Origin of the sequence: Capsulimonas corticalis (genome assembly GCF_003574315.2) — a bacterium.
GTDB classification, from domain to species: domain Bacteria; phylum Armatimonadota; class Armatimonadia; order Armatimonadales; family Capsulimonadaceae; genus Capsulimonas; species Capsulimonas corticalis.
Genome location: NZ_AP025739.1, coordinates 1,108,514 through 1,135,349, shown reverse-complemented (window position 1 = coordinate 1,135,349; position 26,836 = coordinate 1,108,514). Strand labels below are relative to the sequence as shown.

The 26,836-nt window shown below is 59.5% G+C and carries 22 protein-coding genes; 7 read left to right on the top strand and 15 right to left on the bottom strand.

Going from position 1 to position 26,836, the window contains the following annotated elements; genetic code table 11:
- Positions 1–6: 6 nt before the first annotated feature.
- From D5261_RS04825 to D5261_RS04770, 12 genes are read right to left on the bottom strand one after another with little or no spacing between them, the layout of a single operon-like run.
- Positions 7–1,113: a glycosyltransferase family 4 protein gene (locus D5261_RS04825; protein WP_119320946.1), complete on the bottom strand. Its 1,107-nt coding sequence runs from the start codon at positions 1,111–1,113 to the stop codon at positions 7–9.
- Positions 1,114–1,125: 12 nt separating this feature from the next.
- Positions 1,126–2,658 (bottom strand): glycosyltransferase, encoded by a 1,533-nt coding sequence (locus D5261_RS04820; protein WP_165864118.1) that lies wholly within the window; start codon positions 2,656–2,658, stop codon positions 1,126–1,128.
- Positions 2,659–2,672: 14 nt separating this feature from the next.
- Positions 2,673–3,737 carry a glycosyltransferase gene (locus tag D5261_RS04815; protein WP_119320944.1) on the bottom strand — a complete coding sequence of 355 codons (1,065 nt, stop codon included), beginning with the start codon at positions 3,735–3,737 and terminating at the stop codon, positions 2,673–2,675.
- Positions 3,738–3,742: 5 nt separating this feature from the next.
- Positions 3,743–4,615: a glycosyltransferase family 2 protein gene (locus tag D5261_RS04810; RefSeq protein ID WP_119320943.1), complete on the bottom strand. Its 873-nt coding sequence runs from the start codon at positions 4,613–4,615 to the stop codon at positions 3,743–3,745.
- 18 nt (positions 4,616–4,633) lie between these two features.
- The gene (locus D5261_RS04805) at positions 4,634–5,875 is read right to left on the bottom strand and encodes an ABC transporter ATP-binding protein (RefSeq protein ID WP_119320942.1); all 1,242 of its coding nucleotides are present in this window, start codon (positions 5,873–5,875) and stop codon (positions 4,634–4,636) included.
- The gene (locus D5261_RS04800) at positions 5,865–6,710 is read right to left on the bottom strand and encodes an ABC transporter permease (protein WP_119320941.1); all 846 of its coding nucleotides are present in this window, start codon (positions 6,708–6,710) and stop codon (positions 5,865–5,867) included. Before D5261_RS04800 ends, D5261_RS04805 begins: the two co-directional genes overlap by 11 nt.
- Positions 6,711–6,741: 31 nt before the next feature.
- Positions 6,742–7,491, bottom strand: coding sequence for a glycosyltransferase family 2 protein (locus D5261_RS04795; protein ID WP_119320940.1), 750 nt, complete (start codon positions 7,489–7,491; stop codon positions 6,742–6,744).
- Entirely contained in the window at positions 7,484–7,819 is a 336-nt protein-coding gene (locus tag D5261_RS04790; protein WP_119320939.1) for a cupin domain-containing protein, read from the bottom strand. The genes D5261_RS04795 and D5261_RS04790 overlap by 8 nt, the downstream gene beginning before the upstream one ends.
- 7 nt (positions 7,820–7,826) lie before the next feature.
- Positions 7,827–8,570, bottom strand: a complete 744-nt coding sequence (locus D5261_RS04785; protein ID WP_119320938.1) for a glycosyltransferase family 2 protein — start codon at positions 8,568–8,570, stop codon at positions 7,827–7,829.
- The gene (locus tag D5261_RS04780) at positions 8,567–9,202 is read right to left on the bottom strand and encodes an HAD family hydrolase (RefSeq protein ID WP_119320937.1); all 636 of its coding nucleotides are present in this window, start codon (positions 9,200–9,202) and stop codon (positions 8,567–8,569) included. Before D5261_RS04780 ends, D5261_RS04785 begins: the two co-directional genes overlap by 4 nt.
- Positions 9,203–9,207: 5 nt before the next feature.
- Positions 9,208–9,837, bottom strand: coding sequence for a PI-PLC domain-containing protein (locus D5261_RS04775; protein WP_119320936.1), 630 nt, complete (start codon positions 9,835–9,837; stop codon positions 9,208–9,210).
- A gap of 5 nt (positions 9,838–9,842) precedes the next feature.
- Positions 9,843–13,826: an SLBB domain-containing protein gene (locus tag D5261_RS04770; protein ID WP_119320935.1), complete on the bottom strand. Its 3,984-nt coding sequence runs from the start codon at positions 13,824–13,826 to the stop codon at positions 9,843–9,845.
- A 427-nt stretch (positions 13,827–14,253) separates the two neighbouring features.
- Between D5261_RS04770 and D5261_RS04765 the strand changes: the two genes are divergently transcribed.
- The 7 genes from D5261_RS04765 (at position 14,254) to D5261_RS04735 (ending at position 22,153) form a co-directional block, all read left to right on the top strand.
- Positions 14,254–14,616 (top strand): response regulator, encoded by a 363-nt coding sequence (locus D5261_RS04765; protein WP_119320934.1) that lies wholly within the window; start codon positions 14,254–14,256, stop codon positions 14,614–14,616.
- A 17-nt stretch (positions 14,617–14,633) separates the two neighbouring features.
- On the top strand, positions 14,634–15,101 hold the full coding sequence (locus tag D5261_RS04760) for a chemotaxis protein CheX (RefSeq protein WP_119320933.1): 468 nt from the start codon (positions 14,634–14,636) through the stop codon (positions 15,099–15,101).
- 50 nt (positions 15,102–15,151) lie between these two features.
- The gene (locus D5261_RS04755; RefSeq protein WP_119320932.1) at positions 15,152–17,107 is read left to right on the top strand and encodes a methyl-accepting chemotaxis protein; all 1,956 of its coding nucleotides are present in this window, start codon (positions 15,152–15,154) and stop codon (positions 17,105–17,107) included.
- 59 nt (positions 17,108–17,166) lie between these two features.
- Positions 17,167–17,703, top strand: a complete 537-nt coding sequence (locus D5261_RS04750) for a chemotaxis protein CheW (protein WP_119320931.1) — start codon at positions 17,167–17,169, stop codon at positions 17,701–17,703.
- Positions 17,704–17,765: 62 nt separating this feature from the next.
- The gene (locus tag D5261_RS04745; protein WP_119320930.1) at positions 17,766–18,929 is read left to right on the top strand and encodes a protein-glutamate methylesterase/protein-glutamine glutaminase; all 1,164 of its coding nucleotides are present in this window, start codon (positions 17,766–17,768) and stop codon (positions 18,927–18,929) included.
- 86 nt (positions 18,930–19,015) lie between these two features.
- Positions 19,016–21,283 (top strand): chemotaxis protein CheA, encoded by a 2,268-nt coding sequence (locus D5261_RS04740; protein WP_165864117.1) that lies wholly within the window; start codon positions 19,016–19,018, stop codon positions 21,281–21,283.
- A 27-nt stretch (positions 21,284–21,310) separates the two neighbouring features.
- Positions 21,311–22,153, top strand: coding sequence for a CheR family methyltransferase (locus D5261_RS04735; RefSeq protein ID WP_119320928.1), 843 nt, complete (start codon positions 21,311–21,313; stop codon positions 22,151–22,153).
- A gap of 119 nt (positions 22,154–22,272) precedes the next feature.
- Here the strand turns inward: D5261_RS04735 and D5261_RS04730 are convergent, their stop codons facing one another.
- The 3 genes from D5261_RS04730 to D5261_RS04720 form a co-directional block, all read right to left on the bottom strand.
- On the bottom strand, positions 22,273–23,694 hold the full coding sequence (locus tag D5261_RS04730) for a hypothetical protein (RefSeq protein WP_125205921.1): 1,422 nt from the start codon (positions 23,692–23,694) through the stop codon (positions 22,273–22,275).
- Between the two features lie 147 nt (positions 23,695–23,841).
- On the bottom strand, positions 23,842–25,305 hold the full coding sequence (locus tag D5261_RS04725; RefSeq protein WP_125205920.1) for a hypothetical protein: 1,464 nt from the start codon (positions 25,303–25,305) through the stop codon (positions 23,842–23,844).
- Positions 25,306–25,360: 55 nt separating this feature from the next.
- Positions 25,361–26,827 (bottom strand): hypothetical protein, encoded by a 1,467-nt coding sequence (locus tag D5261_RS04720; protein WP_119320924.1) that lies wholly within the window; start codon positions 26,825–26,827, stop codon positions 25,361–25,363.
- Positions 26,828–26,836 lie beyond the last annotated feature (9 nt).

Here is a 26,836-nt window from a genome sequence, read left to right as displayed (position 1 = left end):
GCGCGTTCAGAGAAGGGTGCGAATCTCCTCGACAAAAACCGCCACGGGATCCGCAGGAATATGTGTGCGCACTTGAGCCGCCGCCTTCAATCCCATTGCGCGCCACTGCTTACGCTGCGCCCACGCTCGCTCCAAAGCTGCATCCAAAAGACTGGCGCTTGGTCCTGCCGCAACGAAGCCGCTTGCTCCGTCCTCCAAAAGTTCACGGTTACCAGCGACATCCGTCACAATGCATATTCGGGCGCAGAGCATCGCTTCCACGATGGTGATTGGCAATCCTTCAAAGCGTGATGGCAATACGAGCGCGTGGTGAGAGCGCCATATCGCCGTGATATCAGTCTCGAAGCCGCCGAAAGTGACCGCATCCAAGTGATAGAGCCGAGCCATCGCCCGGAGGGTTGCTTCATTAGGTCCAGATCCATACAATGTGAGACGAAGCGGCCGATTCCGCCACTTTTGTTGACGCAGTACGTCAAACAACAGGTCCTGGCCTTTTGCGGAAGGGGCGAGCCGTCCGACACAGGCTAGACGCAGTTCCTCGGCGTATTCCGGCCATTCTACCTCGATATCATAGGGAATGCTGAACGGGTTACGCACAATGCGCGCATGTTCCAAAGGAATCGCCAGCTGCCGTCGCGTGAGATCCAGATTGCCGTTCGATACGAAATACGCGGCGCGCGCGCCCTCGTAAGCCTCCGCGATGCTTTGTGCTTCTCCGTCGTCCGGCCACCATTGTTCTCCTGCGGAATGCGCAATAGAAACATAGGGGACGCCGCGTTTTTTGCACGCCAGCATCCAGGGGGCGCCGTCGATATGGGCGCCTTGAGAGATCACCGCAAGATCCGGCTGAAATCGGTCCAGCCATGCAAAATTTGCTTGCGGCCGCAGAGCGTTCCGCAGCTTTGCGCCGCGCCCCAGTTCGCTGCGGCGCTCGACAGCGCAGCCGCCCGTTTCCAGTTGTTTGATCGGGACAGGCGTCTCAGGCCAGCGCAACACGTTTACTCCGACGGTTTCGCCGGCAGCACGCAAGTGGGATGCGGTCTGGCTCCAGAGCTCCTCGCTGCCTCCCCATGCGCCCCCGTTCATAGTCGAAATAAAAGCGATTTTGGGCATCTCGTTTGCGTTTCAGGCCGAGCCTGGGCGTTCCTTGATGAAGCGCGCCGGTACGCCCCCCCAAATCTCATAAGGCGGGATGTCTTTATTGACCATGCTTCCCGCTCCGACAATCGCTCCCCGGCCAATGGTGACTCCAGGCAGGATGGTGACATGAGTCCCAATCCACACATCCTCTTCGATGACGATGGGAGCTCCAGAGTATCCCTGTTCGCGTATTGGCGTATCGCGCCGATCGAAACGGTGGCTCGCGGAAATAATATACGAATACGCGCCGATCATTGTGTCGGCTCCAATAGAGATCGGCTGATAAACCCCGAGAAATGTATTCCTGCCGACGTAGACATCGTTCCCCAGGGTCAGTCGCGCCCGAGCGCCGTCGTCGTCGGAAATCCAAAGAGAGACATCGCGCTCCAGATTTGATCCATGGCCAATCTCAATACGGCTGTAGGCCTGCTTAGTGGCGATAATTTGAGTCGCTGGATCGATTACCGTTCCTTGCTTGGCGAGTGTTCGTCTCCATGCTTGGAACCTATATATCGCGAGCCAGCCATGCAGCATTGGAAATTTACTCCATACCAGCATGAAAAGACGAACGAGGGCTGCTTTCAAGCCGCCCTTCCATCCAACACGAGGATCGAGCGCGCCCAGCGTGATGGAACTGATAAAATCCGTTGGCGCAATCAGCCGCGCCGCAACCGTGAGAAATATCGGATCCCGAAGCAGAGTCGCCTTTTCCGCGCTATGTCTCTCTCCAAGGCGCCGAGCGATACGAATCAGTGGAGCCAGAGCCAGAGGATGTTTGCTAGCCCGAAGCAGTCTGAGATCGGTTTCCGAGCAGCCATAAAGCGCTTCCGCGCTCCGTGCGCAGTGTATGGAAATCTCCTTCGAGAGATGCCCGGAATTTATCGCCTGCTGTGTAACGCTTTGTCGATGCACCCGATATTTGATGAGCGGCTCAGGCAGATTCGCCAGAAGTCGCCTGCAAGCCATTCGGCTCCAAAGTTCATAGTCTTCGATCGGTTTCAGATCTGCATAGTTCCCTGCGTCAATGACGGCGTTTCTCCGGAACAGCACCGTGGGGTGCGCGATCGCGTTTTCCGCCAGCATGGTCACAACAATGTCCTGGTGGCTGCTGGGAAGCGCCGGGTGTCCTTCCAGGATCCTTCCCGCCATATCGATTTTTTCGTATCCTGACCCCACGACCGAAACATCGGGGTGCGCGTCCAGAAATGCGATCTGACGCTCCAGTCGCTCCGGGAAGTTGATATCGTCCGCATCAATGCGCGCGCACAACTCCGTGTCGCATTCGTCCACCATCGCCGCGAGACATGCGCCTAAAGAAAGCGGTCTGTCAGAGACGATTTTACCGGGAAGACGATCTGGGATCCAGCGCCGCAATTCCTCTAGAGTCCCATCCGTCGAACCATTGTCCCAGGCCAGGATGCGCCAATCATGGTAAGTTTGATTGGCGATTGATTCCAGTGTCTTCGGCAGATAGGGCATGCCGTTGCGGACAGGAAGCAGCCATGTGATTCGTGTCATATGCGTGTTCGCGGCTAGGACGTCGTGGAGGCGCCCCATAGCTCCCGAAGATGCTCGTGCAGATCGCTCGCGATCTGCGGATGCGAATAACGAGTACGGACCATCTCTGTGCTGTTTTGACTGATCTGGGCGAGCTTGTCTGGATGGTCGATATAGTACCGGACCTTCTCCTGGAAGTCAGAGAGGTCGTGGCGGCGGTGCATAACGCAGTTGACGCCGTCCAGAAATCCGTAATCGCCGTAACTTGCGTGGTCGGAGCTTACCATGACGCATCCGGCGGCCGTACCCTCAAAGGTGCGCGCGGGTGGAAACTCCATCAGGCCTTCGTCATTGGCGAACATCCGATACTGGTTCATCATCGCGACGGCGTCATAATCCGGGTTTTTGGTTTCTGGAAAATGCGGAAGTTGAGAATCCATAATGTTCGCGAGATTCTCTTCGTTTTCCGCGAGGATACGGCGCCATTGATGTGTCCAGCGCACGTTCGCATAAAAATCGATATATTCCTTTAGCATCGCTCGGTCCGGCACGGCCGGGTCGTCCACAGGATTGACAGAGCCGAGAGCGATAACTTTGGGCGTACGGTCGGCATATGGAAGCTTGTTTTCAAATCGGGCGCCGTATCCGAACGGCACGGAGATAACTTTGCCGCAAAATGAGGGGTAATACTTTTGAAAGAATGGACAGTATTTGCCATGGTCCGTGTAGCCCATGACATACTGAACGCCAGAGTCGGCGAGTATCTGATGGCTTTCCTCCGCCCGAAAGACATAGTCCATGACGTGAAAGACTTTGAGACCGTGAAAGTCGCGTGGCGGCTTGTTTCGAAGGTCGTAAGGTGTTCCCGCAAAGCATACGAGTACATCGGCCATATGGTTTAATTGCCGAGGTCCGACCGCGAAACGGATTTCCTGAGGTTTCCAGCCCAGCTGAAGCAGCGCTTTGTAACGGCGCGGAACGCCACGGAGATCAGGAACATAGATGATCGGTTTGAATTGGCGTAGAAACTCGAAATCGTAGCCGTTGAAATTTCGGGATTGATCGAGCGCCAGATTCGGATTTTGTATTGCAACTCGCATAAGTTTTACTTTCGCCGCCGACGGCGAAGCTTTTTGACGAACAGCGAGGCGATTGCTCGGTAGCTCGTCCGATCCAGATAATCGCCGGCAACGGGCGAGCGCATCATGCGATCAAAGATCTCGCCGGCGACTTCGGTTTCAATTCTTCGCGCCAGGCGCTCATATTCCGTCCGATCCCCGGTCAATTCATGGAAACGCTCGGCGGATTGCCACATCATCCAAGCGTTTTGAACGGCGGTTTGCTGGCTCTCTGATTGCGTTTTGTAATATCGGCGCGCGTCGACGACGAAATCGCCGATGTTTTCCGCCAGATAAAGTGTTGGATGACGGGCGGCGATATTCATCGCGAATTGATAGTCCGCGACATAGGGCAGGCTTCCAAAATCACACTCTTCAACACGCGCTTCGCGATGCAGCGCGTATCCAATCGGGGAGCCAAACCAATTCCCAAGCTGCGCCGCCAGCTGCATAGCCCGCGCCGGCTCGATAAGCGCCGTCGTTGGGAGCATGGAGTGACGGGTTCGGTTATCCCCTTCCACAATATCAAATTCCGAGATAATTTGGCGTGCGTCCGGAAACTGGGCGGCGGCGCGGCGAAGGATATCCGCCGCGTCAGGACGGAGCCTATCACCCGTGAACATCCACTTCATCCAATCCGCGCCGCTGTCCTGAAAATGAGCGATGCAGAAACGCCAGTTGCCGACACGGCCTAAACTCACGGGCTGACGGATGACCGTCACGCCGCGCGCCTCTAAAATCTCTGCGGATTCATCCGTGGACCCGTTGTCGGAAGCGATGTAGTGGACTCCATCAAGTAACGGAACTTCTCGGCACCATGCGCCTCCGTTATACAGAGGGATATAAACGGAGATCTTCAAAGCTCGCTCCTCGCGCCCTTATTCCATCACATCCCATGGGAACAAGGGGAGAACCGCTCCGGGGCGCAGTGGACGACCGCCGAGACGCGTCCCGAGCCCGTCGATATTCGCGATCGTGAACTCTAGAAAGTGTATCTCATCCGATGTGTATTGCTTGATCGTCGCCACGCCGATATTGAAGACGATCCGGTACGTTCCGTCGTTTAAGAAATGCGAGGGAATCTCGCAGCGCAGGCGATGCTTGCCGCGAAAGCTCTCTTTACCAGCATAGTCGGCCATGTCGTTGAAATAGGTTGAGAACGCGTCGTTTCCGTAGGCGTCGCGCAGCGTGAAGCCGCAAATCAGATCGGCCGGCCGCAGGTCGGAGGAGGAAGTAATATCCACTTCGACGATGGTTGGGCGAGAGGTCCACAACTGATCGTCTTGGCCATCCTGACCGATGGCGGCGCGGTCCAAAGAAAGCTCGCCTCCTGAAGGAGTAAAGACCTTTTCCTGAAGCGTCTGCTGATCGTTCATCAAATATCGCTTGACGCATTCGGTCACGTCGCCCATCATATCAATGCGCCCGCCGTCCAGCACGATACCGACGTTGCACATGGCGTTGATGGGCGCCATATTATGGCTGACGAATAGCACGGTGCGGCCCGCCTTCGCCACCTCCCCGACCTTTCCGAGACATTTTTTCTGAAACTCGACATCGCCCACGGCGAGGACTTCGTCGATGATGAGAATTTCGGTCTCCAGATGCGCCGCGACGGCGAAGGCGAGACGCACATACATGCCGCTGCTATAGCGCTTCACCGGGGTATCAAGAAACTGAGTGACTTCCGCGAACTCCACAATCGAATCGAACTGCTTGTCAATCTCGCGGCGGCGCATGCCGAGGATCGCGCCGTTGAGATAGATGTTTTCGCGCCCCGTCAGTTCGGCGTGGAATCCGGTGCCTACTTCCAGCAGGCTCCCCACTCGTCCCCGCAGCCGAACCTCGCCGGCGCTGGGCTCGGTGATTTGGCTAAGAACTTTGAGGAGAGTGCTTTTTCCGGCGCCGTTGCGCCCGATCACGCCGACGACATCCCCATGGCGCACATCGAACGAGATATCGCGCAACGCCCAAAAGCTTTTGCTTTCGGGGCGGTAAAGAGGATTTTTGATTCGGTACGCGAGCGCCTCGGCGGCCGTCGTATGTTTCGCGCCGTTGTGTACGATCTTGTAAACTTTGCTGAGCTTGTCGACAGAGATCGCGAAGTCTTTAGATGACATCCGCAAACCTCCGCTCCATGTGCTTAAAATAATACGCGCCTAAGACGAACATTACCAGGGAGAACGCCGCGGCGTAAAGCACTTCCCGCCAGGCCGGCGCCGCCGTTCCCAGAAGAGACCAGCGAAACCCTTCCAGAAGGCCCACCAGTGGGTTGAGGCCGTAGAGAGATTGCCAGCGCGCCGGGACCGACGCCAGCGCATACGCGACGGGGCTGGCGTAGAGCAGAAACTGTGTCGCCACGGGAATGATATACTGCACGTCTCGATAGGGCACCATTAAGGCGGAGGCGATGAGGCCTACGCCAAGCGAGAGGAGCAAAATCAGTAGAAACCAGACCGGCGTCAGCAATATTTGAAGATGGGGCGCGATCCCGTAAATCACCATCAAAATCACCATCACGACCAATGATACGGCGAAGTCGATGACGGATGACAGCAGCATGGAGATCGGCAGGACGAGTCTGGGAAAGAAGATCTTGGACACCAGATGCGAGTTCTGAACCAGGGACCCGCTGACTTTGGTGAGTGTGTTGTTAAAGGCGGTCCAGGCGAGCATGCCGGCGAACGCAAATGCAAAGTAAGGCGCGCCGGCGCTTTTCAGCTTCGCGACATGGCCAAATACAAAGGCGAAGATCGCGGCGGCAATCAGCGGCTGTAGGACGACCCAGGCGACGCCAAGCGCTGTCTGGCGGTATCGCAGCTTGACATCGCGGCTCGCCAGCGCCATCACCAGATCGCGGAAACGCCAAATTTCTCGTAAGTTCAGAGCGCGCCACTTTTGCGCGGGACGAAGGATAAGAACCGAATCGTTAGCTTCTGGACGGATAGTTGTCATATGCTTGGTAGATCAGAGTGAGACGCATTCGTCACGCCGTCGCGCGCCGCGCAACCTCTAGCTGCTCGAATTTCCTCAGATCCGAGGGAATGCCGAGCCCGTACATGCCGTCTGCTTCTTTTCCCACATTGTAGTAAACGATCTTCTTGCCCGCCTCAATTAGCTCGTTATAAGCCGGGGCGACATAAAATTCGTTGTTCACACGCAGATTTTTCGCGATCATCGATTCGGCGGCGGCGACGAATTCGGAGCCATGACGAAAATTATATATCCCAACGGTCGCTTCCTCGGAAACGACTTCCTTTTCCACCACTTCACAGAGCGCGCCGCTGGCGTCAAAACGCAGGAACGACCACTTTGGATCGTCGGCCCACATCGTCATGATCAGGCCGTCAGCTCGTTCTTCGTTTTGCTTTGCCAGATAATCGTCAATATTGATATCTACCCACTGGTCGCTATTAGCGATCATCAATGGGTCGGCGCTATTGATATGCTCTTTCGCCAGCAGGACTGTACACGCCGCGCCTTCCGTCACGCGGTCGACCGATGTAATAATGGAGTCCGGGACAAGCTTCTTGAGCGATTCCCCGATTCCGAGCGTATCGATATGCTCCTGAAGGCAGAGAAAAATGAACCGATGCGGCTGCGCGGGGCGCAGATTATTCACCACGACCTCGATCATCGGTTTTCCCAGAACCGGGATCAATGGTTTGGGAAGCGTAAATCCCGCTTCTTGAAAGCGGCTGCCTCGTCCGGCCATCGGGATGACGATATTAAGCATGGGAATCCTCTTGGAGATACTTGTCGTTGCTTGCGCCTGGGAGCTTGACGACGACATTGACGGCGTCGGTGATTGCGCGGAACGCCGTTCCTTCGCCGGGCTCAATCACGACGATATCTCCTTCGCGAAAGCGTTTCCCCGCCATCTCCACCTCACCGGATACAACCACGGTAAGCTCCGTCGCCACTTTGTGATAGTGCCACTCTTCGGCGTCCCCAGCCTGGTAATGCTTTACCGCGACTTCGACATCGCCCGTATGATAGAGAGACGGCTCAAAATCTCCGACAAACCATCCCTTGACCATCGCCGACAGTTTCTCTTGACGCATGTTGTGGTCAGTGCTCCCGCGATTCGCGCAGATGTTCCTCGTAAGACTGTACACCCTGCGGATTGGTGAGCGAGAAATAACTCTTCCGCGGAATTTTGCTGACGCCGATCTTGGCCTGGCGCAAAATCAGCTCGTTATAGCTTGGGCAGATGAAGAAACGGCCTTCGACGTGCGCGTCTTTCTTAATCATCTCCATCGCCGCCCAGACGAAATCGGCGCCGCGAGCGAAGTAATACACGCCGGCCGTCGCCATATTGCTGATCGGCCGCTTCTCCGCTGTTTCAATGACATATCCATCGGCGTCGCACTGCACGTACGACCAGCGCGGGTGGACGGCTTCGAAGACGACGATCCCGCCGTCCAAGCCACGATTCCGAAAATCATCCACAATTGCCGGAAGGTCGGCCGTCAGGATCTGATCTCCGTTCGCGATGAGCAGCGGTTCATCGTTGTTGATCTGTTCGATCGCAAGCAGCGCGGTGCATGCGGCTCCGGCAGTCTCCGATGGGACAGTCAGAATCGTCGCCGGCGGATCCAGCAGGCGCAGGACGTCTCCCGTATGATAGTGCTCGTTTTCTTCCCGGCGCACTAGGCCGATCATCTGAGAATCCGTTTGCCGCAGCGGCGCGAAACTGTCCATCACGCGCTGGATCAGCGGCAGCCCGTCGATTTCCACCAGATTTTTGGGATACAGGTAACCGGCGTCTTTGAATGCGTCGCTGGAGCCGGCCATCAGGAGAAGAACATTCACGCCGTTTCTCCTTCCGCTTTGCGAATCGCGCGCGTGACGTTCGCCAGCGTAACATCATGGACTGTTTTGACCACAAGGACATGCGCGCCGGCGGCGGTCGCCGACCGGATGCCGTGCTCATTATCCTCGACCACCAGGCACTCCTGAGGTTTCCTGCCGAGACGGTCCATCGTCTTCAGATAAATCTCTGGATCTGGTTTCCCTTTCACGACGTCTTGATTGCTGAGCAGCAGATCGAGATACTGCGCTAAATTACTTTTTTCCATCATCACTTCGACGCTGTTACGCACGGAGTTTGAGGCGACCGCGAGCTGATAACCCGCCGCTTTCAAATTCGACAGCGCGTACTCATGCTGGAAGACGGGCTTGCATCGAGCGTGTACGATCTCCATGGTGTAGATCTGCTTGAGAGTATTGAGAAACCGGTGCAGTGACCTCGGAAGCCCATGCTCCATCGTGAGCATCTCCAGCTTGCTCATCGTCGGCAATCCATCGTAGGTGATCAAATGGTCGTAGCGGCTGATATGGTATCCGAACATGGAGAGCGCGCGGTTCAGAGCGTCGTAGTGCCAATCCTTCGCGTCGATGAGCACTCCATCCATATCGAAAATGACTGCCTTAATCTTGTCCATAACGTTTATTCCTGGAAGCGGGCGCGCGCGTCTTCCGGGAAGTCCGTGCATAGCAGAAGCCGATTGCTCCGGCGCGTTTCCCAGCCTGCCATCGTCTCCCAGAACGCTTCGTGCGGCCGGCGATGCAGATCCGGAGAGACGATACAAACTCGCTTACCGGCGTCGAGGTGGCCCGACACAGTTTGCTCGTCGATCCAATCTCCCTGAAAACAATCGAGCCATACGCCGTCCGCCTGTTCGTAGCAGAGAGGCTGTGGCTCGTACTCGCTTTGCCGGGTGAGTACGGGGATATTCTGAACGAAATAATGGAGCATATCCGGCAGGGACATGTCGAACGTGAAATAGTTCGTGACTTGAAAGCGCGCGAGGACGCCCTTGAGCGCGGCCTGCAATCCGTCTGCTTTGATGTTGAGCGCCAGCGGTAGGCCGGCGCCCTCTTCTCGGTAAATTTCCAGGAAACGATCCAGCGATAGCGCGGCGGAGGTCGGAGGGTCGTGCGAAATCACCAGAGATCCATCGTGATCCCGCACGTCCGTTTCCGTTCCGAAGCCCAGGCGAAACGAGCGGAGAAAAGCCGTCTCCGTATTTTTCTCTTCCGTGGCTTTCCAGTAACCGCGGTGGCTGAGAATGATCATCGTGGTTACCGCAGCAGCTTGAAGATCAGCGCCGTGCTCAGGATATTCTTGAAGATATCGTTGAATACGTTGCTGTTTCTGCTGATCTTCTCCGCCAGAACGCGCGTCGGCACGAGGACGACGTCGCCGGGGCGCAGTGTGCGAACCTTGTCGGCCGGGATCAGGCCGCCGCCGGCGTGGATGATCTCGATCTGCTTGTTCGCCGAGTCCGGAGCGAAGCCGCCCGCCTGCTCCACGTAGTAGGAGATGGGCGCGCCGGGCTTGTACAGAACGCTGCGCGAATTGAAGACCGCGCCCACGACCTGGATCGTGGTCGGCTGCTCGGGAATGGTGATCGTATCGCCATCTACCAGCAGGATATCCTCGCTGCCGCCAGGTTTCCGCATGGCTTCCGGCAGGTTCACAGCGATGTTGCCGTTCGATTGCAGGTCGTCATCGGAGAGCAGGCGGCTGGGCGTGACCAGGTCTCGCTGCGACAGGCGAGTGGCGACGGCGGTGGCGGTGGCGCTGGGCGTCGCGGCGCCGGTGATGCCGGGAATCGCGATCGCCGAATTGCCCGTCGCCGTATCGGCCGCCTTGATGCGCTCGATGTCCGATTTCGCCTGTTCGCGCTTGTAGGCGCTCTGGTTGAGCAGATCGTTCAATCGAATGATGACGCTGGTCAGGCTGCGCTGTCCGGCGGTCTCCAGGACTTCCGGATCGCGCGTGAACTCGGCGCCTTCCGGGAACGCCTCGGGCCGCAGGCCGCCGACTTCGCGCAGGACATCGCTCAGGCGAAGCTGCTTGGTGAGCGTGATCGGGCCTGGATGGTTGACCGCGCCCTTCACGGTGATGACGCCGACATGGTCCTTGATGCCGCCGATGCCCTGGACGGCGATCACGTCGCCATCCGTCAGCACGAGGTCGCCGTCCGTGACGGTCTGGCGCTCATTATCGTAGACGGCGGTGCTCGTGGTCAGCGTCGCGTTCGGCGGATCGCCGATCTTGTGGGCGTGCGTCACGATCACCTGCGTGCCGGCGTTCGGCTTGAAGCCGCCCGCAAGCTTGAGCGCGTCGCTCAGCCGCATGCCTTCGCCGCGCGGATAGGTGCCCGGCGCCACGACTTCGCCGCGGACAATCACGACGTGGTTCGGCTCGAACTGCGCTTCGCCGATCTTGTAAACGGCGAGCACGTCGTTGTCCTGAACCTTGACATCCTGCGTGGCGTCGCCGGCCAGCAGCGTCTCCAAGTTGACATAATCGTAGGCGAACGTGCCGTCGCTGTGCTGATGCAGCAGGGCGGACCGTCCCAGGTACGCTTCCGGCAGAGTTCCGCCGGCGGCGAGCAGCAGGTCGCGGACGCTCATGTTGTCGCTGCGGTAGTAGATCCCTGGCCGCTGCACGGCGCCGCGTATGGTGACGGCGCGCTGGCCGGTCCACGAGACTTCCTGGCGGGAGTAGAGCTTCAAGCGGTCCCAGCGGGTCAGCGCGACGTCGGCTGTCGGATCGTGAGCGAGCGCTTTTTCCACATCCACCGGGATGAGCGTCAGCGTATTGTCCGAGTTGTACCGGTACAGATCGGCGCGGCTCAGATAAGCGTTGTAAAGAGGGCCGCGAGCCCGCTCCAGCAGGTCGGAAACATGCATGCCGTTTTGCAGGGCGTAGTCGCCGGGCTGGTCGACCGCGCCTTCGACAGTCACGCGGTTCGCCAATACGCTGCGCACGGAGAAGATCTCGACTTCGTCGCCATCGTACAACGGCACGGCTTTGACTTCCGTAACTTTCTTGACATTGACATCGCGCAGCACATGCTCCGCGCCGGGAACGACGGTGCTGACCTGCACGCGCTGATCCACGCCCGAGGGCTTGACGCCGCCGGCGTAGCGCAGGGCGTCGTCCAATCGCTCGTCAGGCTTCAGCTCGAAGATCGCGGGCTGCCGCACTTCGCCCTTGACGATCACGCGCGAGATACGCGGCGGGATGTAGATCAAGTCGCCCGATTGCAGCGCAACGTCCGGCGCGGGCGTCTTGCCGTTGATGAACGAGTAGAAGTCGAATGTTCCGATCAGCTTGCCCTGGCGGCGGATCTCGATGCCGCGTAGGGAGCCGTCGGCGGTCGGGCCGCCGGCGGCGTAGAGGATATTGAACACGGTCGAGACGGCGGGGACGGTGTAGGTGCCCGGCGCGAAGGATTCTCCCCCGACGGTCACTGGAATGGTCCGCAGCTCCCGCAGCGTCACGGAGACATCGGCGCCCTTATAGTATCCGGCCAGACGATGGCGCAGCGTGTTTTCCGCCTGCGCGAGCGTTTGTCCGCGAACCACCAGGCGGCCGATGCCTTCCAGCGTGACCGCGCCCTGTGCGTCCACCGTGCGCGAGAACTCGCGGGACGCCTGTGTTGGCGTCCAGTAGCGGATCGTCAGGATGTCGCCGCCGGAGAGCTGGTAGTTGGCCGGGGCGGACGCCGTGACGTTGCGGTAAAGCTGGTCCAGCGGGTCGGAGATCTGGTTGAAGGCGTTGACCGAGTCATCGCTGTACCGGCTCAGATCGCCGGGTGTGTTCGGTCGTCCGCCCACCGCGCCTGCGGACGAATTGGAGGACGAATCGCCGGTCAAACTCTGGTCCGCGCCCGATGCGTTTCCGTAGAACTGATTCTCTTCCGAGCGCGCGCTATTGCCGCCGACGCCCGTTCCATCGCCATAGGCGCCGCCGTAAGCGTCGCCGCCCGGCGTGGATCCATAGGGCAGACCGGTCCCATTGGGATTGAGAGATGGGTCGTAGAACGATCCCCGGTTTCCATAAGCGCCGTTATTCTGCGCGTACGGATCGCTTGAGGGAGCGAGACCGCCCCGGCTTCCGAGGGAGCTGGCGGCGGCGTGCTTGGGCGGATAGTATGTGCCGGCGGGGTAGGGCTTCAAGCCGTCTTCGTAGGCGCGCGAGCTGGAATCCTGGAACTGGTTCGCCGGCTCATTGGCGTACGGATCCTTCGGAGCGCGATTTCGCGCGGCGGCTTTCCCCTGGGAATCTTGCGTCGAACCGTTGTCGGGCGCTGCGTCGGAACTCGCCCCCGTTCGCCAGTCCTGCTGGTCGCCGTTTGTATCGCGTCCATAGAGGTTGGGGGCGGACTGGTCGGCGCCGTAGCTCTGCCCGGTGTTGGGGTCGTACTGGCCTTGCGCGGCGCGAGGATCGTATTGCCCTGAGGGGTATTGGCCCGGAACGCCGCTTTGCTGTCCATAATTGCCGCCGGCGCCCGGGCCGTTCAGCGCGTACGGGGCGTTCGGCGTCGCGCCGTAACCATTGCCATAGCCGTTCAGCTGCGGTGGATTGCCGATCAGCCCGAACGGATCGTTCTGGGTGTCCAGCGGGCGGTTTCCGCCGAAGGCGGGGTTCGGATTTCCATTGGCGCCGATATTGGGACGGCGGCTGACGGGGCCGGCGACTCCGGGGCGATTCGCGTTCGCGCTGGCGGGAGCGGCGTATCGCTGCTGCAGGAAGCTGCGGCGCGCGGTGATCAGCTGGCGCGCGGGCTGGAAGAAATTATATCCGAACAGGGGAAGGCGCTGCTGCTTGCTTTGATTGGGCTGCGGCGCTTCCGGCTGAATCCGGTAGTCTTTGTCGGTTCGGTCCGGCGCGATGGGATTGGTGGTTTTTTGCTTCCCGTCGCGGTCGTAGTAGATCGTGGGATTGCCTGTCGTCTTTTCCGGATTGACCATCACCAGCGGGTTGTCGGGAGCCGCCGGCTGCGGGCGGACGCGCTGGGCTCGGCGTTCGGGCTGCGTCGGGTCGTTCGCAGCGGCTCCGTCGGCCGGCGCCGCCGGGATGACTTGCGGGTCCGTGGGCGCCATGCTGGGCGTGCGCGGATCTCGGTCCGAGTACGCGCGCTGTGGCGCGGCGTAGCGCGGGTCCTGCGGGGACTGGCCGGACGCCATCGTGGCGGCGACGGCGGCTCCGCCCAGCAAAAGGCAGACGGGAGCGGCGCTGCGAAGTTTCGACAGAACAGGTTTAGACATGAGGAATTGACATCCTTATTTCTCGCGGGATGAATACGTCGGTTTGGCGCGCGACGATGCTTGGCCGCGAGGAACGTGCTTGGCGACCCTATGGATCTCGGGAGAAAAGACTGGCGGGTTTGGGAAAGCGCATAAATTCGCGGGTGCGTCGCCGGCTCCCTTGCCCATCAACGCTAGAAAGTATACACCCTTTTCGTCGATTTTCCTAGTATCTTTCCCAGTTTCCGCTCTTCTGCGGAGCCGTGTTCCTTCTCGAACGGAGCGAGTCTGTCCGGCTCCGGGAGCGCCCGGGAAATTTCGACTCTAGATTTCTGGTAGGAAACCAATAATTATCGCGGGTCAACGTTTTTAGGAAGCCTGCTCCCAAGCGTATTTTGGAGTGGTTCTTTTCCGCAGCAGCGTGACCAAATCGAGGAGCATAACTGTGATGTCGAAAAAAATACTGATCACCGATGACGCTCTGTTCATGCGTGTCACACTCAAGAACATTCTGGTAGCCAATGGCTATGAGGTTGTTGGGGAAGCCACTAATGGTCAGGAAGCCGTAGACAAGTATGACGCGCATCAGCCGGACCTCGTCCTGATGGACATAACCATGCCCATCATGGACGGAATTACGGCGACGCGCACGATCAAGGGCAAGCACCCGGCCGCCAATGTCGTCATGTGTACCGCTATGGGACAGAAAAACATGGTCATTGAAGCGATCCAAGCCGGAGCCAAGGACTTTATCGTCAAGCCGTTTCAGCCGGAACGGGTGCTGGAAAGCATCAAGAAACTCATCGGATAAGTTGGGAAGGGATCATTATGATGAAAGTAGAGTATATCAACCCCTTCGTAGAGGCCAGCTTTTCCGTTATGGAGATGGTCTTGGGGAACCGGCCCGTAAAGGGTAACTTGGCGATGCAGCCCGCCACGTTCACCAGCCAGCAGTGCAACGTCGTTTGCGGCGTCACGGGGCAGGTGCAGGGACAGGTGATCTACGGCATGTCGCTGCAGGTCGCCGATAAGATTGCGACGACGATGCTCGGACAGCCGATCAAAGTCTTCGATCAGCTCGCGGCGAGCGCGATTGCGGAGCTCGGAAACATGATCAGCGGCAACGCCATGTCCAAGCTTTCGGAAGCCGGCTTTATCTGCGATATTACGCCGCCGACGATTATTCGCGGCACGAACGTCAAAATCAGCACGCTGTCCATTCCGGCGATCGTCATTCCCATCACCCTGGAGCAGGGTGAGCTGTCGATTACCGTGGGACTGCAGGGACGCAAATAACGCAGGGTTGGAGATTACCGTCGTTACGACGGAAGCGAGACCGCGGACTTATGCATTGGTTCTATCATCTGAAGACGGCGCGCAAATTGGCGCTCGCGTTCGGCGCCGGAGTGGCGGCGAGCGCCACGATCGGCGCGGTCGCCCTGGTCCATAACACCCAGGTAAACGCGCTGACACAGGCGATCTTAAACGATTCCCTGAAGAGCACGACGCGGCTTGCGCAGTTCAATTCGTACGCCCGGCAATATCGGACGATCGAGTACCGGCATGTGCTGGCCTCCAAATCCAAGCAGGCAAAGGCCGAAACGGATCTGGCGACGGCGCGTGTTTCCGCGGACAAGGCGCTTCAGTCTTACGAACCGACGGTCTTTGGGGCGCAAGAGCAGTCCAGTTACGACAAGCTCAAATCGTCCTGGGCGGCGAATACGGCTCAAGAATCTTCGTTTCTGGAGCTGAGCCGTTCCGGGGATCTCAAGGCAAGCGCCAAGATGCTCGGCGGACCGATGCGCGATGCGTTTCTCAGTACGACGGACCAAGTGCAGGACATGATGGATCGGAACGCCCGACAGGCGGAGAACTACGCCTCAAGGGCTTCCGCAGCCTACAGACAAGGAAATGAATTGATCGGCCTGCTGCTGATCCTCGCCATTCTCTTAGGCGGGGGTGTGGCGACGGTCATCACACGCTATATCAATGGAACGCTGCGCCGCGTCGGCGAAAGCCTGGACGCCCTGCGGTCCACCTGCGTCGTCAGTTTGAGCGACGCCATTCAGGAGATGGAGATCGGTAACCTCTCCAAGGAAATTGTGATCGGGGGAACGGCGCTCACGCACGATACTCGAGACGAGTTCGGCGATATCGCCCACACCTACAATGCATTGCTCACGGACCTGCATTCGATGGCGGGATCCTTCCAGGTCTCGCAGGGATCGCTGGGCGCGCTGGTGCTGAAACTACAGCATTCGGCGGCGGTGATCGCCTACGCTTCCAGCACTCTGGCTGGCGCCGCGCAGAGCGTCGGCGGCGGAGCGGAAGAGATTGGGGCCACGATGCAGGAAGTCGCCCACGCCAGCGAACAATCGGCGCGCGGCGCCAGCGAAGTCGCGCAGGGCAACTCCAGCCAGGCGCGGACGATCTCGCAAAGCGCCGACATGCTCAAGCATCTCGCTCACACCGTGGGTGAGGTTGCCCGCGACGCCGAGTCGGCGACAAAGGCGACCGAGGAAGCGAACCGGGTCGCGGCGACCGGAGCGGAGATCGTGACGCGCTCGGTGACGGGAATGCGCGGCATCCGTGAAACCGTGTCCGAATCGGCGCGCGTGATCCATATGCTCGGCGACGCGTCGGGCCAGATCGGAAATATCGTGCAGACGATCAGCGCGATCTCCGAGCAAACCAATCTTTTGGCCTTGAACGCCGCCATCGAGGCGGCGCGGGCCGGCGAGGCGGGTCGCGGCTTCGCGGTGGTCGCCGATGAAGTCCGCAAACTGGCCGAGCGCTCCAGCGCCGCCACGCGTGAGATCGGCGGCCTGATCGCCGATGTCCAGAACCGGACTGAAGAAGCCGTGACCGCGATGGAGGCCGGAGCCCGCGAGGTGGAGGCCGGCGCGCAGCTCGCCGAGCAGTCCGGCGCGGCGCTGTCCCGCATTCAGGAAGTCGTGCAGACCGTGACGGGCAAGGTTCAGGGGATCTGCTCCGCCGCCGAGCAGATGGCTGCCGCCTCCGCGAACGTCTCGCACTCGATTGAAGATGTCGCGGCCGTGGTGGAGCAAAGCAGCGCCGCCGCCGAGGAGATGTCCGCGTCCGCCGAAGAAGTATCTGCCTCCGTGCAGACCGTGGCGGCGACGGCCGTGCGGCAGCAGCGCTCCATCGCCGAACTGGTGGTGGCGTCCGAGGATCTCGCTATGGTTTCGCGGGATCTGACGCAGGCCGTGGAGCAGTTCCGCTTCGAGGCGCCGGAAACACCGTACGAAACCGAGGATTTCACATTGGCCCGCGCCGCCTAATCCGGCGGCCCAAAGATCTCGTTATCTTTCTTATCGCATTACTCTTGGAGGAACCCACCATGGCTACTGAGCTTTTAGACAACCCGGCCGTTTCGACGGACGCCGAGCGACAGATCGTCGCGCTGCATTTGGGCGGCGAAGTTTACGGCGTGGACATCGCGCATATCCACACGATCATCACCCCGCAGTCGATTACCCACGTTCCGAAGGCTCCCGCCTTTGTTCGCGGCGTCATGAACCTGCGCGGCCGGATCATCCCCGTGATCGATCTTCGCGATCGATTTGGCCTGGAGCCGATTGAGGAAGAGCGCAAGAAGGCGATGCGAATCGTCATCGTCGATGTGCAGGGCATCATGGCCGGCCTGATCGTCGATGCGGTCTCGGAAGTCCTGCGCCTGTCGGCGTCGGCCATCGATCCGCCGTCGCAGCTCGTCGCCTCGCTGGAGACCGAATGCATCACCGGGATCGGACGCATTGCGTCCGGCGGCGACAACAAAGCCGACGATCGCCTGATCATCCTGCTGGATGTTTACAAGACGCTGACGACCTGCGCGCAGGACGCCGACGCGCTGACGAAGCTGCAAAAAGCGGCGTAACTTCGTCAGACGACTTCTTGATACAGCCCTGTTGATTTCCGCACCTGCGGATTGGTAAAGCAATGCCGGAACCGACCAAAGTACTCGTGGTGGATGATTCCGCCTTCATGCGCAAGATGATCACCGAGATCGTTTCTCGTGACGCCGGCATGACGGTTGTCGGTCAGGCTCGCGACGGCGCGGATGCGCTGCAGAAGCTCGACTCTCTGCAGCCCGACGTGATCACTCTGGATATCGAGATGCCGGTCAAGGACGGTTACACGACCTTGACCGAGATCATGCAGAAACGGCCCACGGCGGTCGTCATGCTGTCCTCGCTGACTCAGGCTGGCGCGGACATGACCATGCGATGTTTGGAGGCGGGCGCCGTCGACTTCGTCGGCAAGCCGTCCGGCTCCATTTCGCTCGACATTGAAAAAGTCGCCGCGGAGCTTCTGGTGAAGATCCGCATGGCGGCGACCGCTCGCCTGCGGCATGCTCCGTTCCGTCCGAGCGCTCGCGCGGCTTCGGTCCCCGATTTTGTGATCAAGCGGCCGGAGCCGGCCGCGCCCGAAGCGCCGGCGCGGCGCGCTCCGCTCGGGTTATCCGCCGCGCCGGCCGCGCCGCCCGTGGCGGCTTCGGTCATGCATGGCGGCTCTCGGGCCGGGGGCATCCTGGTCGTCGGCTCGTCGACGGGCGGCCCTCGCGCGCTCCAGACATTGATTCCGTCGCTGCCGGCGGGACTGAACGTTCCCATTTTGATCGTTCAGCACATGCCTCCCGGCTTTACGGCGTCGCTCGCCAAGCGTCTGGACGCCGAATCGCCCTTTGAAGTGCGCGAAGCCGCCGAAGGCGATCTTCTGCGCGCCGGATGCGCGCTGGTTGCGCCGGGCGGCCGCCATTTGGAAGTCGACGGCCATGGCGCGATCCATTTGACGGATGAGCCGCCAGTGCATGGCGTGCGTCCTTCGGTGGATGTCACGCTGGCGTCCATCCATCGCCTTTACGGCGCGCGGGCCACCGTGGTTCTGCTGACCGGGATGGGCAAGGACGGCGCGCGCGGAATGAAGGCGCTGCACGACCTGGGCTCCGTCACGTTCGCGGAGGATGAATCGACGTGCGTCGTCTACGGCATGCCGAAGGCGGCGGTCGATCTGGGCGGCGTCACGCATCTGCTGCCGCTGCATGATCTCGCTTCGGCGGTGACGGATTCGCTGCGATCGCGCTCCGTCGCCGCCATGCGCTAAAACTAGTAAAGATTCCGGGGAGTTCGCCGATAATAATTGTGTAATGATCTGACGCGCTTACTCCCAACTCGGACAGGATGATTCTTATGATTAACACAGATATGTCCCAATACCTCGGCGTATTTCTTGATGAAGGTCGCGAGCAGCTCGATTTGCTTGAGACCAACATCCTGAAGATGGAGCGCGGAGACCACTCGATCGAGATGCTCCAGATGCTGTTCCGCGCCGCCCACACGCTCAAGGGATCCAGCCGCGCCATGGGCTTCATGGCGATTGGCGATCTGACTCACGAGATGGAGAACATCCTCGACGATCTGCGAAACGACAAGCTAAGCGTCGATACGAATATCGTCAACGCCCTTCTGGATTGTCTGGACGCTCTGACATCGCTTGTGGAATCCGTCAGCAATAACAGCGACGATTCCGAGACGGATAAAGATATTCCCGGCCTTGTCGCCCGCCTCAACGCCCTGCGCCTTGGACAGGCGGCTCCGGCCTCGACCGCGCCGGCCGCCGAAGCGGCCGCCGTCGAAGCCGCGCCGGCCCCGTCGATCGATATTCCCGTGAGCGATTTTGAGCTGACCGCCATTCAGGAAGCGCGCGCTTCGGGCCTCAGCGTCTTCCATATCGGCGTGGAGCTCAACCCCGAGTGTCTGATGAAGTCGGTTCGGGTCTTCATGGTGCTGGGCGCTCTGGAAGCGCTGGGAACCGTCCTGGTTTCCGATCCGCGTGAGGAGCAGCTGGAGGACGAGGCGTTTGACCTGAAGTTCCAGCTTCTCTTCGCCACCGAGCATAACCATGATGAGGTGATGAGCCCGCTGAGCCGAATCTCGGAGATCGAAAAGATCGTCGTGAGCCAGTGGGAAGGCCAGGTGGTCGCTTCCGCCGCCGAAGCATCGGCTTCGGACGCAGCGGAGGCCACGCCGGAACCGGTCCTGGCGCTGGTCGAAAGCGCTCCGGCTCCTGTCGCCGAAGCGGCGCCGGCGAAACCCGCCGAGGCGCCCGCTGCGAAGGCTCCGGAAGCGCCCGCCGCCAAATCCTCGGAAGCGCCCGCCGCCAAGTCGGCCCCGCGAGCCGCGGAGGCCGCCGCGCCAGCGCAGCATTCGCAGACGATCCGCGTCGATGTTTCCCGTCTGGACAACCTGCTGAACCTGATCGGCGAGATGGTGATCGACCGAACGCAGATCGCCCGCATCAGCGGCGACCTGCGCGAGCGTTATCCGCAAGACGAGCTCGCCAGCCACTTGCTGGAAGCGACGAACCGAATCGCCCGCATCACCGGCGAGCTGCAAGATGAGATCATGAAGGCGCGCATGCTGCCCATTGACGGCGTCTTCCAGAGGATGCCGCGCATGATCCGCGACCTCGCGCAAAAGACCGGCAAGGAGATCGATTTCCAGATGCTGGGCGGCGAGACGGAGCTGGATCGCTCGGTGCTGGAAGTTCTGGGGGATCCGCTGATCCACCTGCTGCGCAACTCCGTGGACCATGGCGTGGAAGAGCCGGAAGGCCGCATCGCCGCCGGCAAGCCGCGCGTGGGCGTGGTGACCCTCGGCGCGCGCCACGAAGAAAACCATATCGTTATTGAGATCACCGACGACGGGCGCGGCATTGACCCCGTCAAGATCAAGGCCGCCGGCGTCAAGAAGGGCATTATCACCCAGGCCGCCGCCGATCTGATGACCGATCGCGACTCGCTGTCCCTGATCTTCGCTTCGGGCTTCTCGACGGCGCAGACGATCTCCGATATCTCCGGCCGCGGCGTCGGGATGGACATCGTGCGCTCGAACCTGGAGAAGCTGGGCGGACGCATCCTGCTCGACAGCAAGGTCGGGAAGGGCTCCCGCTTTACGATCCATCTGCCGCTGACTTTGGCGATCGTCCGCGCCCTGCTGGTGCAGGCGGGCGGCGGCACTTACGTCATTCCGCTGAGCTCGGTGGTCGAGATGCTGCGTCTGGGCGAAAGCAACGGCGGCATCGTCCGCCGCACCGTCGGCGGGCAGGCCGTGATCGTTCTGCGCGGCAAGACCGTCCCGCTGGCGAATGTCGCGGATGTCCTGTGCGGCAATCCCCGCGCCACCGCCGCCGACCGGATCCCCGATGACGCCTATGTTGTGATCGTCGGCTTCGGCGAGAAGCAGATCGGACTTTGCGTCGACGCGCTGGCCGGTGAGCAGGAGGTCGTCATCAAGTCGCTGGGAATGCTGCTGGGCGACATCACGGGCCTCTCCGGCGCCACGATCCTGGGCGACGGCCGCGTCGCGCTGATCATGGACGTCGCCAAAGCCGTGGAATCCATCCGGGACGTCAGTCTGCTGGCGGCGCAGCCGCGCGAACTCGCGCTCAAATCGTAAATTGCACGGAAAGCATAAGAGTAAGTCATGACACTTCCAGTATTCTCTCCTGCCCCGACGCCGGTTGCGGGCGGCGGCTTCGATGACGCCGACTACGATAGCTTTATTAAGAAGGTCCAGGCGAAGACCGGCATCAAGCTTGCGGACTATAAGCCGGAGCAGATGCGGCGCCGCGTGAGCACCATGGCGACCCGTTCCGGCTTCCACTCCTTCATGGCGTATTACAACGCCATGGAGCGAGACGCCGAGCTGCTGGCGGGCTTTCTGGACAAGATGACGATCAACGTTTCGGAGCTGCTGCGCAATCCGAACCGCTTCGATGACCTTGTGAAGAAGGTTCTGCCGCCGCTGATGGCGCAGCGCAAGAACGCCGCCCTGAATATCTGGAGCGCCGGCTGCTCCTACGGCGCCGAAGCGTATACCCTGGCGATGCTGATGCACGAGATCTCGCCGGCCGTCCCGCACCGCATCAAGGGCACGGACATCGACACCGAGATCCTGGCCCGCGCCCGCGACCCGCGCTTCAACTCGGCCGACATGCTCAACATCTCGCCCGAGCGCCGCGCCGCGCACTTCCCAAGCGCCGGCGCCGACGCCTGGACATCCGCGCCGCACCTGCGCTCCAAGTGCCAGTTCGCCAAGCACGACCTACTGGCCGGCCCGTACCCGAAAGCCGAATACGATCTAATCCTCTGCCGCAACGTCGTGATTTACTTCACCGACCCGGCGAAAGAGCGCATCTATCGCGGATTCTACGAATCGCTCAAACCCGGCGGCGTCCTCTTCGTCGGCGGCACCGAACGCCTCTCCGACCACCGCGCCATCGGCTTCGAGCTCCAGATCCCGTTCTTCTACCGCAAGCCGTTATAAACGGCCTGCGCCAAACGCCAAAAAAGCGTCTGCTTTGTGATTTTTACAAAGCAGACGCTTTTTTGTGTGTCGTAGTAAGCTATACGGCATAAATCGCCTCGCGAGATGTGTCGGCGATATCAATTGTGAGTAACATGATTTTCTCCCTGATAGCCTCTACTTATTTTACCCCATCCTTTATTCTCACTATTGACCGCGCGGCGTTCGATTTCCGTTTGCAGACCTTCAAGATCGGCGATTGGCGCGGAAAACCGAATGTGTTTACTGCGGCTGATCACCTGGCGCATGCCTTCCTCATTTTTATAGCTGACGACGTCTTGCCAAGGAATCACAATAGTTCCAAGCAGTGAACGCTGTATGAGAGCGTTGTCAGTGACTGTTACGGATGTATGGAAATACGCCCAGGCGCATCCTAAAAATGAAATACATTCCAGCGGTTCAATGATGCGAATGGTTTTGTCCCGCCAGACATCCCCAAAGCCGTTGACCAGACCGCTCAAAACGGGAGCAAGCAGAAATAAGGCGTACACAAGCAGCAATCCTCGTGTGGCGCTTACGCGATAGTGATAAACGCGCTCGCCTTCTCCAATCTGGCCGCCGGTCCAGAGAGACCCTTCGCCGCCAATGACGCCTTCGCCTGGAATTGGCTTTTCCCGCGCCGTGTCAGGTACCCAGTGGTCGATGATTCGGCAGAGATGCCTTTGGTCATGAATCACGACCGTGAAATCGAAATCCCCTTGCTTGGTTTTTATGCAATTGCGGCTATATTCCACGAAGCGCTTGCCGAGCACGCCTTCTTCATAAGCAAGAATGTCGCTCCATGCTGCTTCTATGGCGCGCTGACCGTCCGAAAATCGAATGCCGACGGCGCTTGTCGTGATCGTATGGCGCCGCCGGCTGAACGCTTCCTTCTCAGGAGCAATGACGGCGGTGATGATTAATGTGATTGGGATGTCATAGAGCAAAAAGAGACCAACTTGCGCCAGCGCCCACCCGACGCCGAGGGTTTGGGTTGTTTGAGTAAAGTGGCGAAACCCCATCGCGAGGCAGCATCCGGTGACGAAAATCCACGATACGCCGCATCCCACGATCCGGCGTTGGCGCCGTGCGGGATCATAGAAAAACTCTTGTATGGACCATTCTCCAGGCCGACAACCCAAAAGCTCCCATCCTGGAGCTGGTGTCGATACGTGCTGCTCAATCGCTGACAGCAGCGCCGCATGCCGCGTCCAGCCTCGGGAAATGATGTGTCGCCTGCCGGAAACCTGAATTGCCGGCGTCTCGCGATGCTGATCGGGGATCGTCAAATAGTAATCTGTAATCTCCTCCCATCGAACGCTCGTCCAGCGCCCGAAGTGTCGCCAGCGGAGCCCTGCGTGCGTGGCTTCAAATCGCGCATGCAGGGTGTAGTAGGCCAGCACCGCCGCCGGCGTCAGAAATATTCCTGAATATTCCTGCGCATACGATAAGGAAAGAATCGATGCGGTGCTGCGCGTGCGGCCCTCCGAGGATATCATCGGCGAACAGCGAGAAAGCGCCAAGCGCGCTGAACATGACGATCAATACCCAGGCAGCGGCGTTGGGGCGAGCGATGATTGGAAACGTCGTCGGTTCCGACTTTACTTTGTCCATATTGGGTGAGACTAAGAACAGGATGAAAGGTTGCCGCCACGGTCCGTCTCCCGCGTTTACTTCTCCTTCCAATCCGTAAGCGTGCTATTGACGGCTCGCTGTTTGATCTCCGCCATCAGCTCGTCCCCGTAAGAAATTGTTTGCCAGAAGCGAATCGCGCCGTTGTCTCCTTGGAGTGTGACGACCCATTCCCCGGAAGCGCAATGGCGAATTTCCTCCCAGGTCAGCCGCCGTGTTCCAAACGCCGATTGTTCGGTGACGCCGTGGTTGTCGATTCCAATTCGGGCGGCTTGGTAGCGCCACGCCGCCCAACCGGTTCCGAGACAAAGCGCCGCCAGGACACACTCCGTTCCCGCGTCCAGCGGCGGCGGTGGGACGCCGAGAGATCGCTCCAGCACTCGTACGCCGAATGGAGTCGCCGTAAAACAGGCAAGAGCCCACAAAAATGCTCGATTAGTGCGAGTTTTGTAGTGATAGATACGCTCGCCGACGCCTGGGAATCCACCCGTCCAGAGTGTCGCGTCTCCGCCGAGTGCTTCCATTCGCTCATTATTATTCCACTCACTCGCACTTTCTGGAGCCCAATGGCGAACGATGTGGCAGAGGAGGGCGTAATCGTGCAGGTGTGGGGTGAATGAAAATGCGCCGGCGTCCGTATGGATGTAAAACGGGCTCGTGAACGTCGATTTGAGTGTGTCCCGAGGAACGCCATACCGGACGATTTCCTCCCATCTGGCCTCGATGCGCTGGGCGCCGTCCGTAAAGACGATCCCCTCCGCGCTGGTTTCGATGTGTTGATCCGCGACTTTGAGTGCGCGCCAGCCTGTGGGGATTAAAAGAAGGCCGCACGCCAAGGGCGCGCCGAAAACGATTAACTCAATGGTTCCTTCGGCGATTGCCCACCACCACCCGAGACTCTGGAGGGACGAATGGAAGCTGGAGACGCACATGGGAGCCGTTAATAATAGAAGAGCCGCTACGAGAAACGTCATGAACGCCATATTCCTTCGGACCTCTCGGACGGAGTAGTAAAAGCGGAGCGCGGGAACGTCTTCGCTACGGCATCCAAGCTGCCCCCAAGCGTGGACAGATGTGTGGACGGTGTGCTGGGTGATGGCGTTCTCCATCGCTTCGCTCCACACATAGAACGAAGTGATTCGCAGTTTCCCGATACTCGTCTCCACAACGTAAGTCTTCTGATCTTTCTTGAGCTGCAGAAAATAGTAATCCTGGACATCGCGCCAAGCCGCGAATTTCCATCCGCCAAACCCGCGCCAGCGCAGACCTTGCACCGTCGCTTCCACACGCGCATGCAGCATCCAATAGGCCCAGATGGTAAAGGCGGCAAGAACGACGACGAAGAGAAATCGTACGCCGATTTGAGATGCGGGAGTTCGCCATTGTATGATCACAAGGGCGATTGTTGGGCCAAGATACACGAGGGCGAGCAGGGCGAAGAGCCCCCAGCCGCTTTTGTCAGGGCGGCAGATGATGGGGTGCTCGGGCGCTGTTATATTCACATTGTCCATATTTGGTAAGACGGAGACGTGGGCGGAAGGTTGCCGGCTCCGTCCGTTAGTTTCTCTTCTTCATCGTCTCGGGGACATGGAGCGATGTATGGCGCTCAATCGCCGCGTTTAGTCCGTCAAAATCCGCGATGGTGCACCAATATCGAACTTTCTGATCATCCGCATGTAACGTAACTATATCGCTGCTCCTCGTGATAGAAGTGACTTCGCTCCAGAACATGCGACGCGGGCCAAATATGGAGCGTTCGAGTATTCCCGTGTCGTTGATTACGATCCGAGCGGAATAAAATCGCCACCACCCCCACAATGTAATCACCACGCAAATGGAATAAAGTATCGCCGGACTCAAAGGGCTGGACGAATTCGGTGTCTGAGCCCACTTGGCAATCTCATAGGCGAAGGGAAGAATAATGGTAAGTATGCTTGGCAGCCAGAGACCCATGCGGTTTATTCGCGTGCGATAGTGGAAAACTCTGTCGCCGACGCCGGGCGCTCCGCCCGTCCAGCGTGCGCTTTCACCGCCGAGCGCGCCGGTTTCCGCTTCTGAGGCAATGAGGGACGCCGGCGGCGCCCAGTGGCGAATGATGGCGTTCAGCAGCATCCAATCCTTGATCGAAGGCGTAAAATCAAAATTTCCCGCTGTCGTCCGCACCTGATATACGATCCGTGTCTTTACCGGCCATCCATGGTGCGTGTACTCATATTCCTCAACGTCGCTCCAGCTCACGGAGATTGTCCGTTCGTGATCCGTGAAAGTGAGACCGGCGGGGCTTGTCTCGATTCGTTGGCTTCGCCTTCGATGGATGTCCAGGATTTGGCCGGTGAATATTGTCGTGACGAGCAGCGCCATCGCTGGCAAAGAGGCGCATTCCTCCACGATGGACGCCCATTCCTGTCGGGACACGAATTTTTCGATAAAGATGCAGGCGATGCTTATCGCCCACCACACCATCAGCGTGATTGCTTCCTGGGACATTGCCGATTTGGAATATTGGAAGATCTGGGAGCGTGTCTCGTGGGCGCGGCAGCCGAGGATGCCCCATTCGGAGTGCGGCGCGCCGGTCGCATAGCGCGTTATGGTGTTCTGGAGAGCGTCGAGATGGCTCCAATCATTGAACGAGAGATTGATGGTGGCTTGCGCCGACTCAACGACGCAGCGTCCCACATGCGAGTGAAGCGGCAAGAGGTAGTAATCCGTCACTTCGCTCCAAAGAATTGTTCGCCATGCGCGCCAGCGCCGTTGCCGGATTCCTTGGCCGTCTGCCTCGACGCGGGCGTGCAGGGCATAATAGGCGGCTGTCGCTGATCCTGCTAAGATGAGAATTCCTATGGTGAGGCATATGGCTCCGCCCAGGGGATCGGGCGGCTGGAGGTGATGGCCATGCGCGATATCGTACGCCATGAAAGGGAAGAATAGGCCCAAGGTTCCGAAAACCACAATCAGCATCCAAAGAGTGGAGGATGGGCGGCAGATGGTGGTTGGAGCGAAGCGGAGCGGCGTGGAGTTGTCCATGCTCTGTGT

Coding starts and splice junctions, on each gene's coding strand:
- D5261_RS04820 (WP_165864118.1), bottom strand. CDS start 2,658: ATGACACGAATCACATGGCTGCTTCCTGTCCGCAACGGCATGCCCTAT.
- D5261_RS04795 (WP_119320940.1), bottom strand. CDS start 7,491: ATGCTTAATATCGTCATCCCGATGGCCGGACGAGGCAGCCGCTTTCAA.
- D5261_RS04800 (WP_119320941.1), bottom strand. CDS start 6,710: ATGACAACTATCCGTCCAGAAGCTAACGATTCGGTTCTTATCCTTCGT.
- D5261_RS04720 (WP_119320924.1), bottom strand. CDS start 26,827: ATGGACAACTCCACGCCGCTCCGCTTCGCTCCAACCACCATCTGCCGC.
- D5261_RS04740 (WP_165864117.1), top strand. CDS start 19,016: ATGATTAACACAGATATGTCCCAATACCTCGGCGTATTTCTTGATGAA.
- D5261_RS04775 (WP_119320936.1), bottom strand. CDS start 9,837: ATGATCATTCTCAGCCACCGCGGTTACTGGAAAGCCACGGAAGAGAAA.
- D5261_RS04760 (WP_119320933.1), top strand. CDS start 14,634: ATGATGAAAGTAGAGTATATCAACCCCTTCGTAGAGGCCAGCTTTTCC.
- D5261_RS04790 (WP_119320939.1), bottom strand. CDS start 7,819: ATGCGTCAAGAGAAACTGTCGGCGATGGTCAAGGGATGGTTTGTCGGA.
- D5261_RS04770 (WP_119320935.1), bottom strand. CDS start 13,826: ATGTCTAAACCTGTTCTGTCGAAACTTCGCAGCGCCGCTCCCGTCTGC.
- D5261_RS04735 (WP_119320928.1), top strand. CDS start 21,311: ATGACACTTCCAGTATTCTCTCCTGCCCCGACGCCGGTTGCGGGCGGC.
- D5261_RS04825 (WP_119320946.1), bottom strand. CDS start 1,113: ATGCCCAAAATCGCTTTTATTTCGACTATGAACGGGGGCGCATGGGGA.
- D5261_RS04765 (WP_119320934.1), top strand. CDS start 14,254: ATGTCGAAAAAAATACTGATCACCGATGACGCTCTGTTCATGCGTGTC.
- D5261_RS04815 (WP_119320944.1), bottom strand. CDS start 3,737: ATGCGAGTTGCAATACAAAATCCGAATCTGGCGCTCGATCAATCCCGA.
- D5261_RS04805 (WP_119320942.1), bottom strand. CDS start 5,875: ATGTCATCTAAAGACTTCGCGATCTCTGTCGACAAGCTCAGCAAAGTT.
- D5261_RS04755 (WP_119320932.1), top strand. CDS start 15,152: ATGCATTGGTTCTATCATCTGAAGACGGCGCGCAAATTGGCGCTCGCG.
- D5261_RS04780 (WP_119320937.1), bottom strand. CDS start 9,202: ATGGACAAGATTAAGGCAGTCATTTTCGATATGGATGGAGTGCTCATC.
- D5261_RS04745 (WP_119320930.1), top strand. CDS start 17,766: ATGCCGGAACCGACCAAAGTACTCGTGGTGGATGATTCCGCCTTCATG.
- D5261_RS04750 (WP_119320931.1), top strand. CDS start 17,167: ATGGCTACTGAGCTTTTAGACAACCCGGCCGTTTCGACGGACGCCGAG.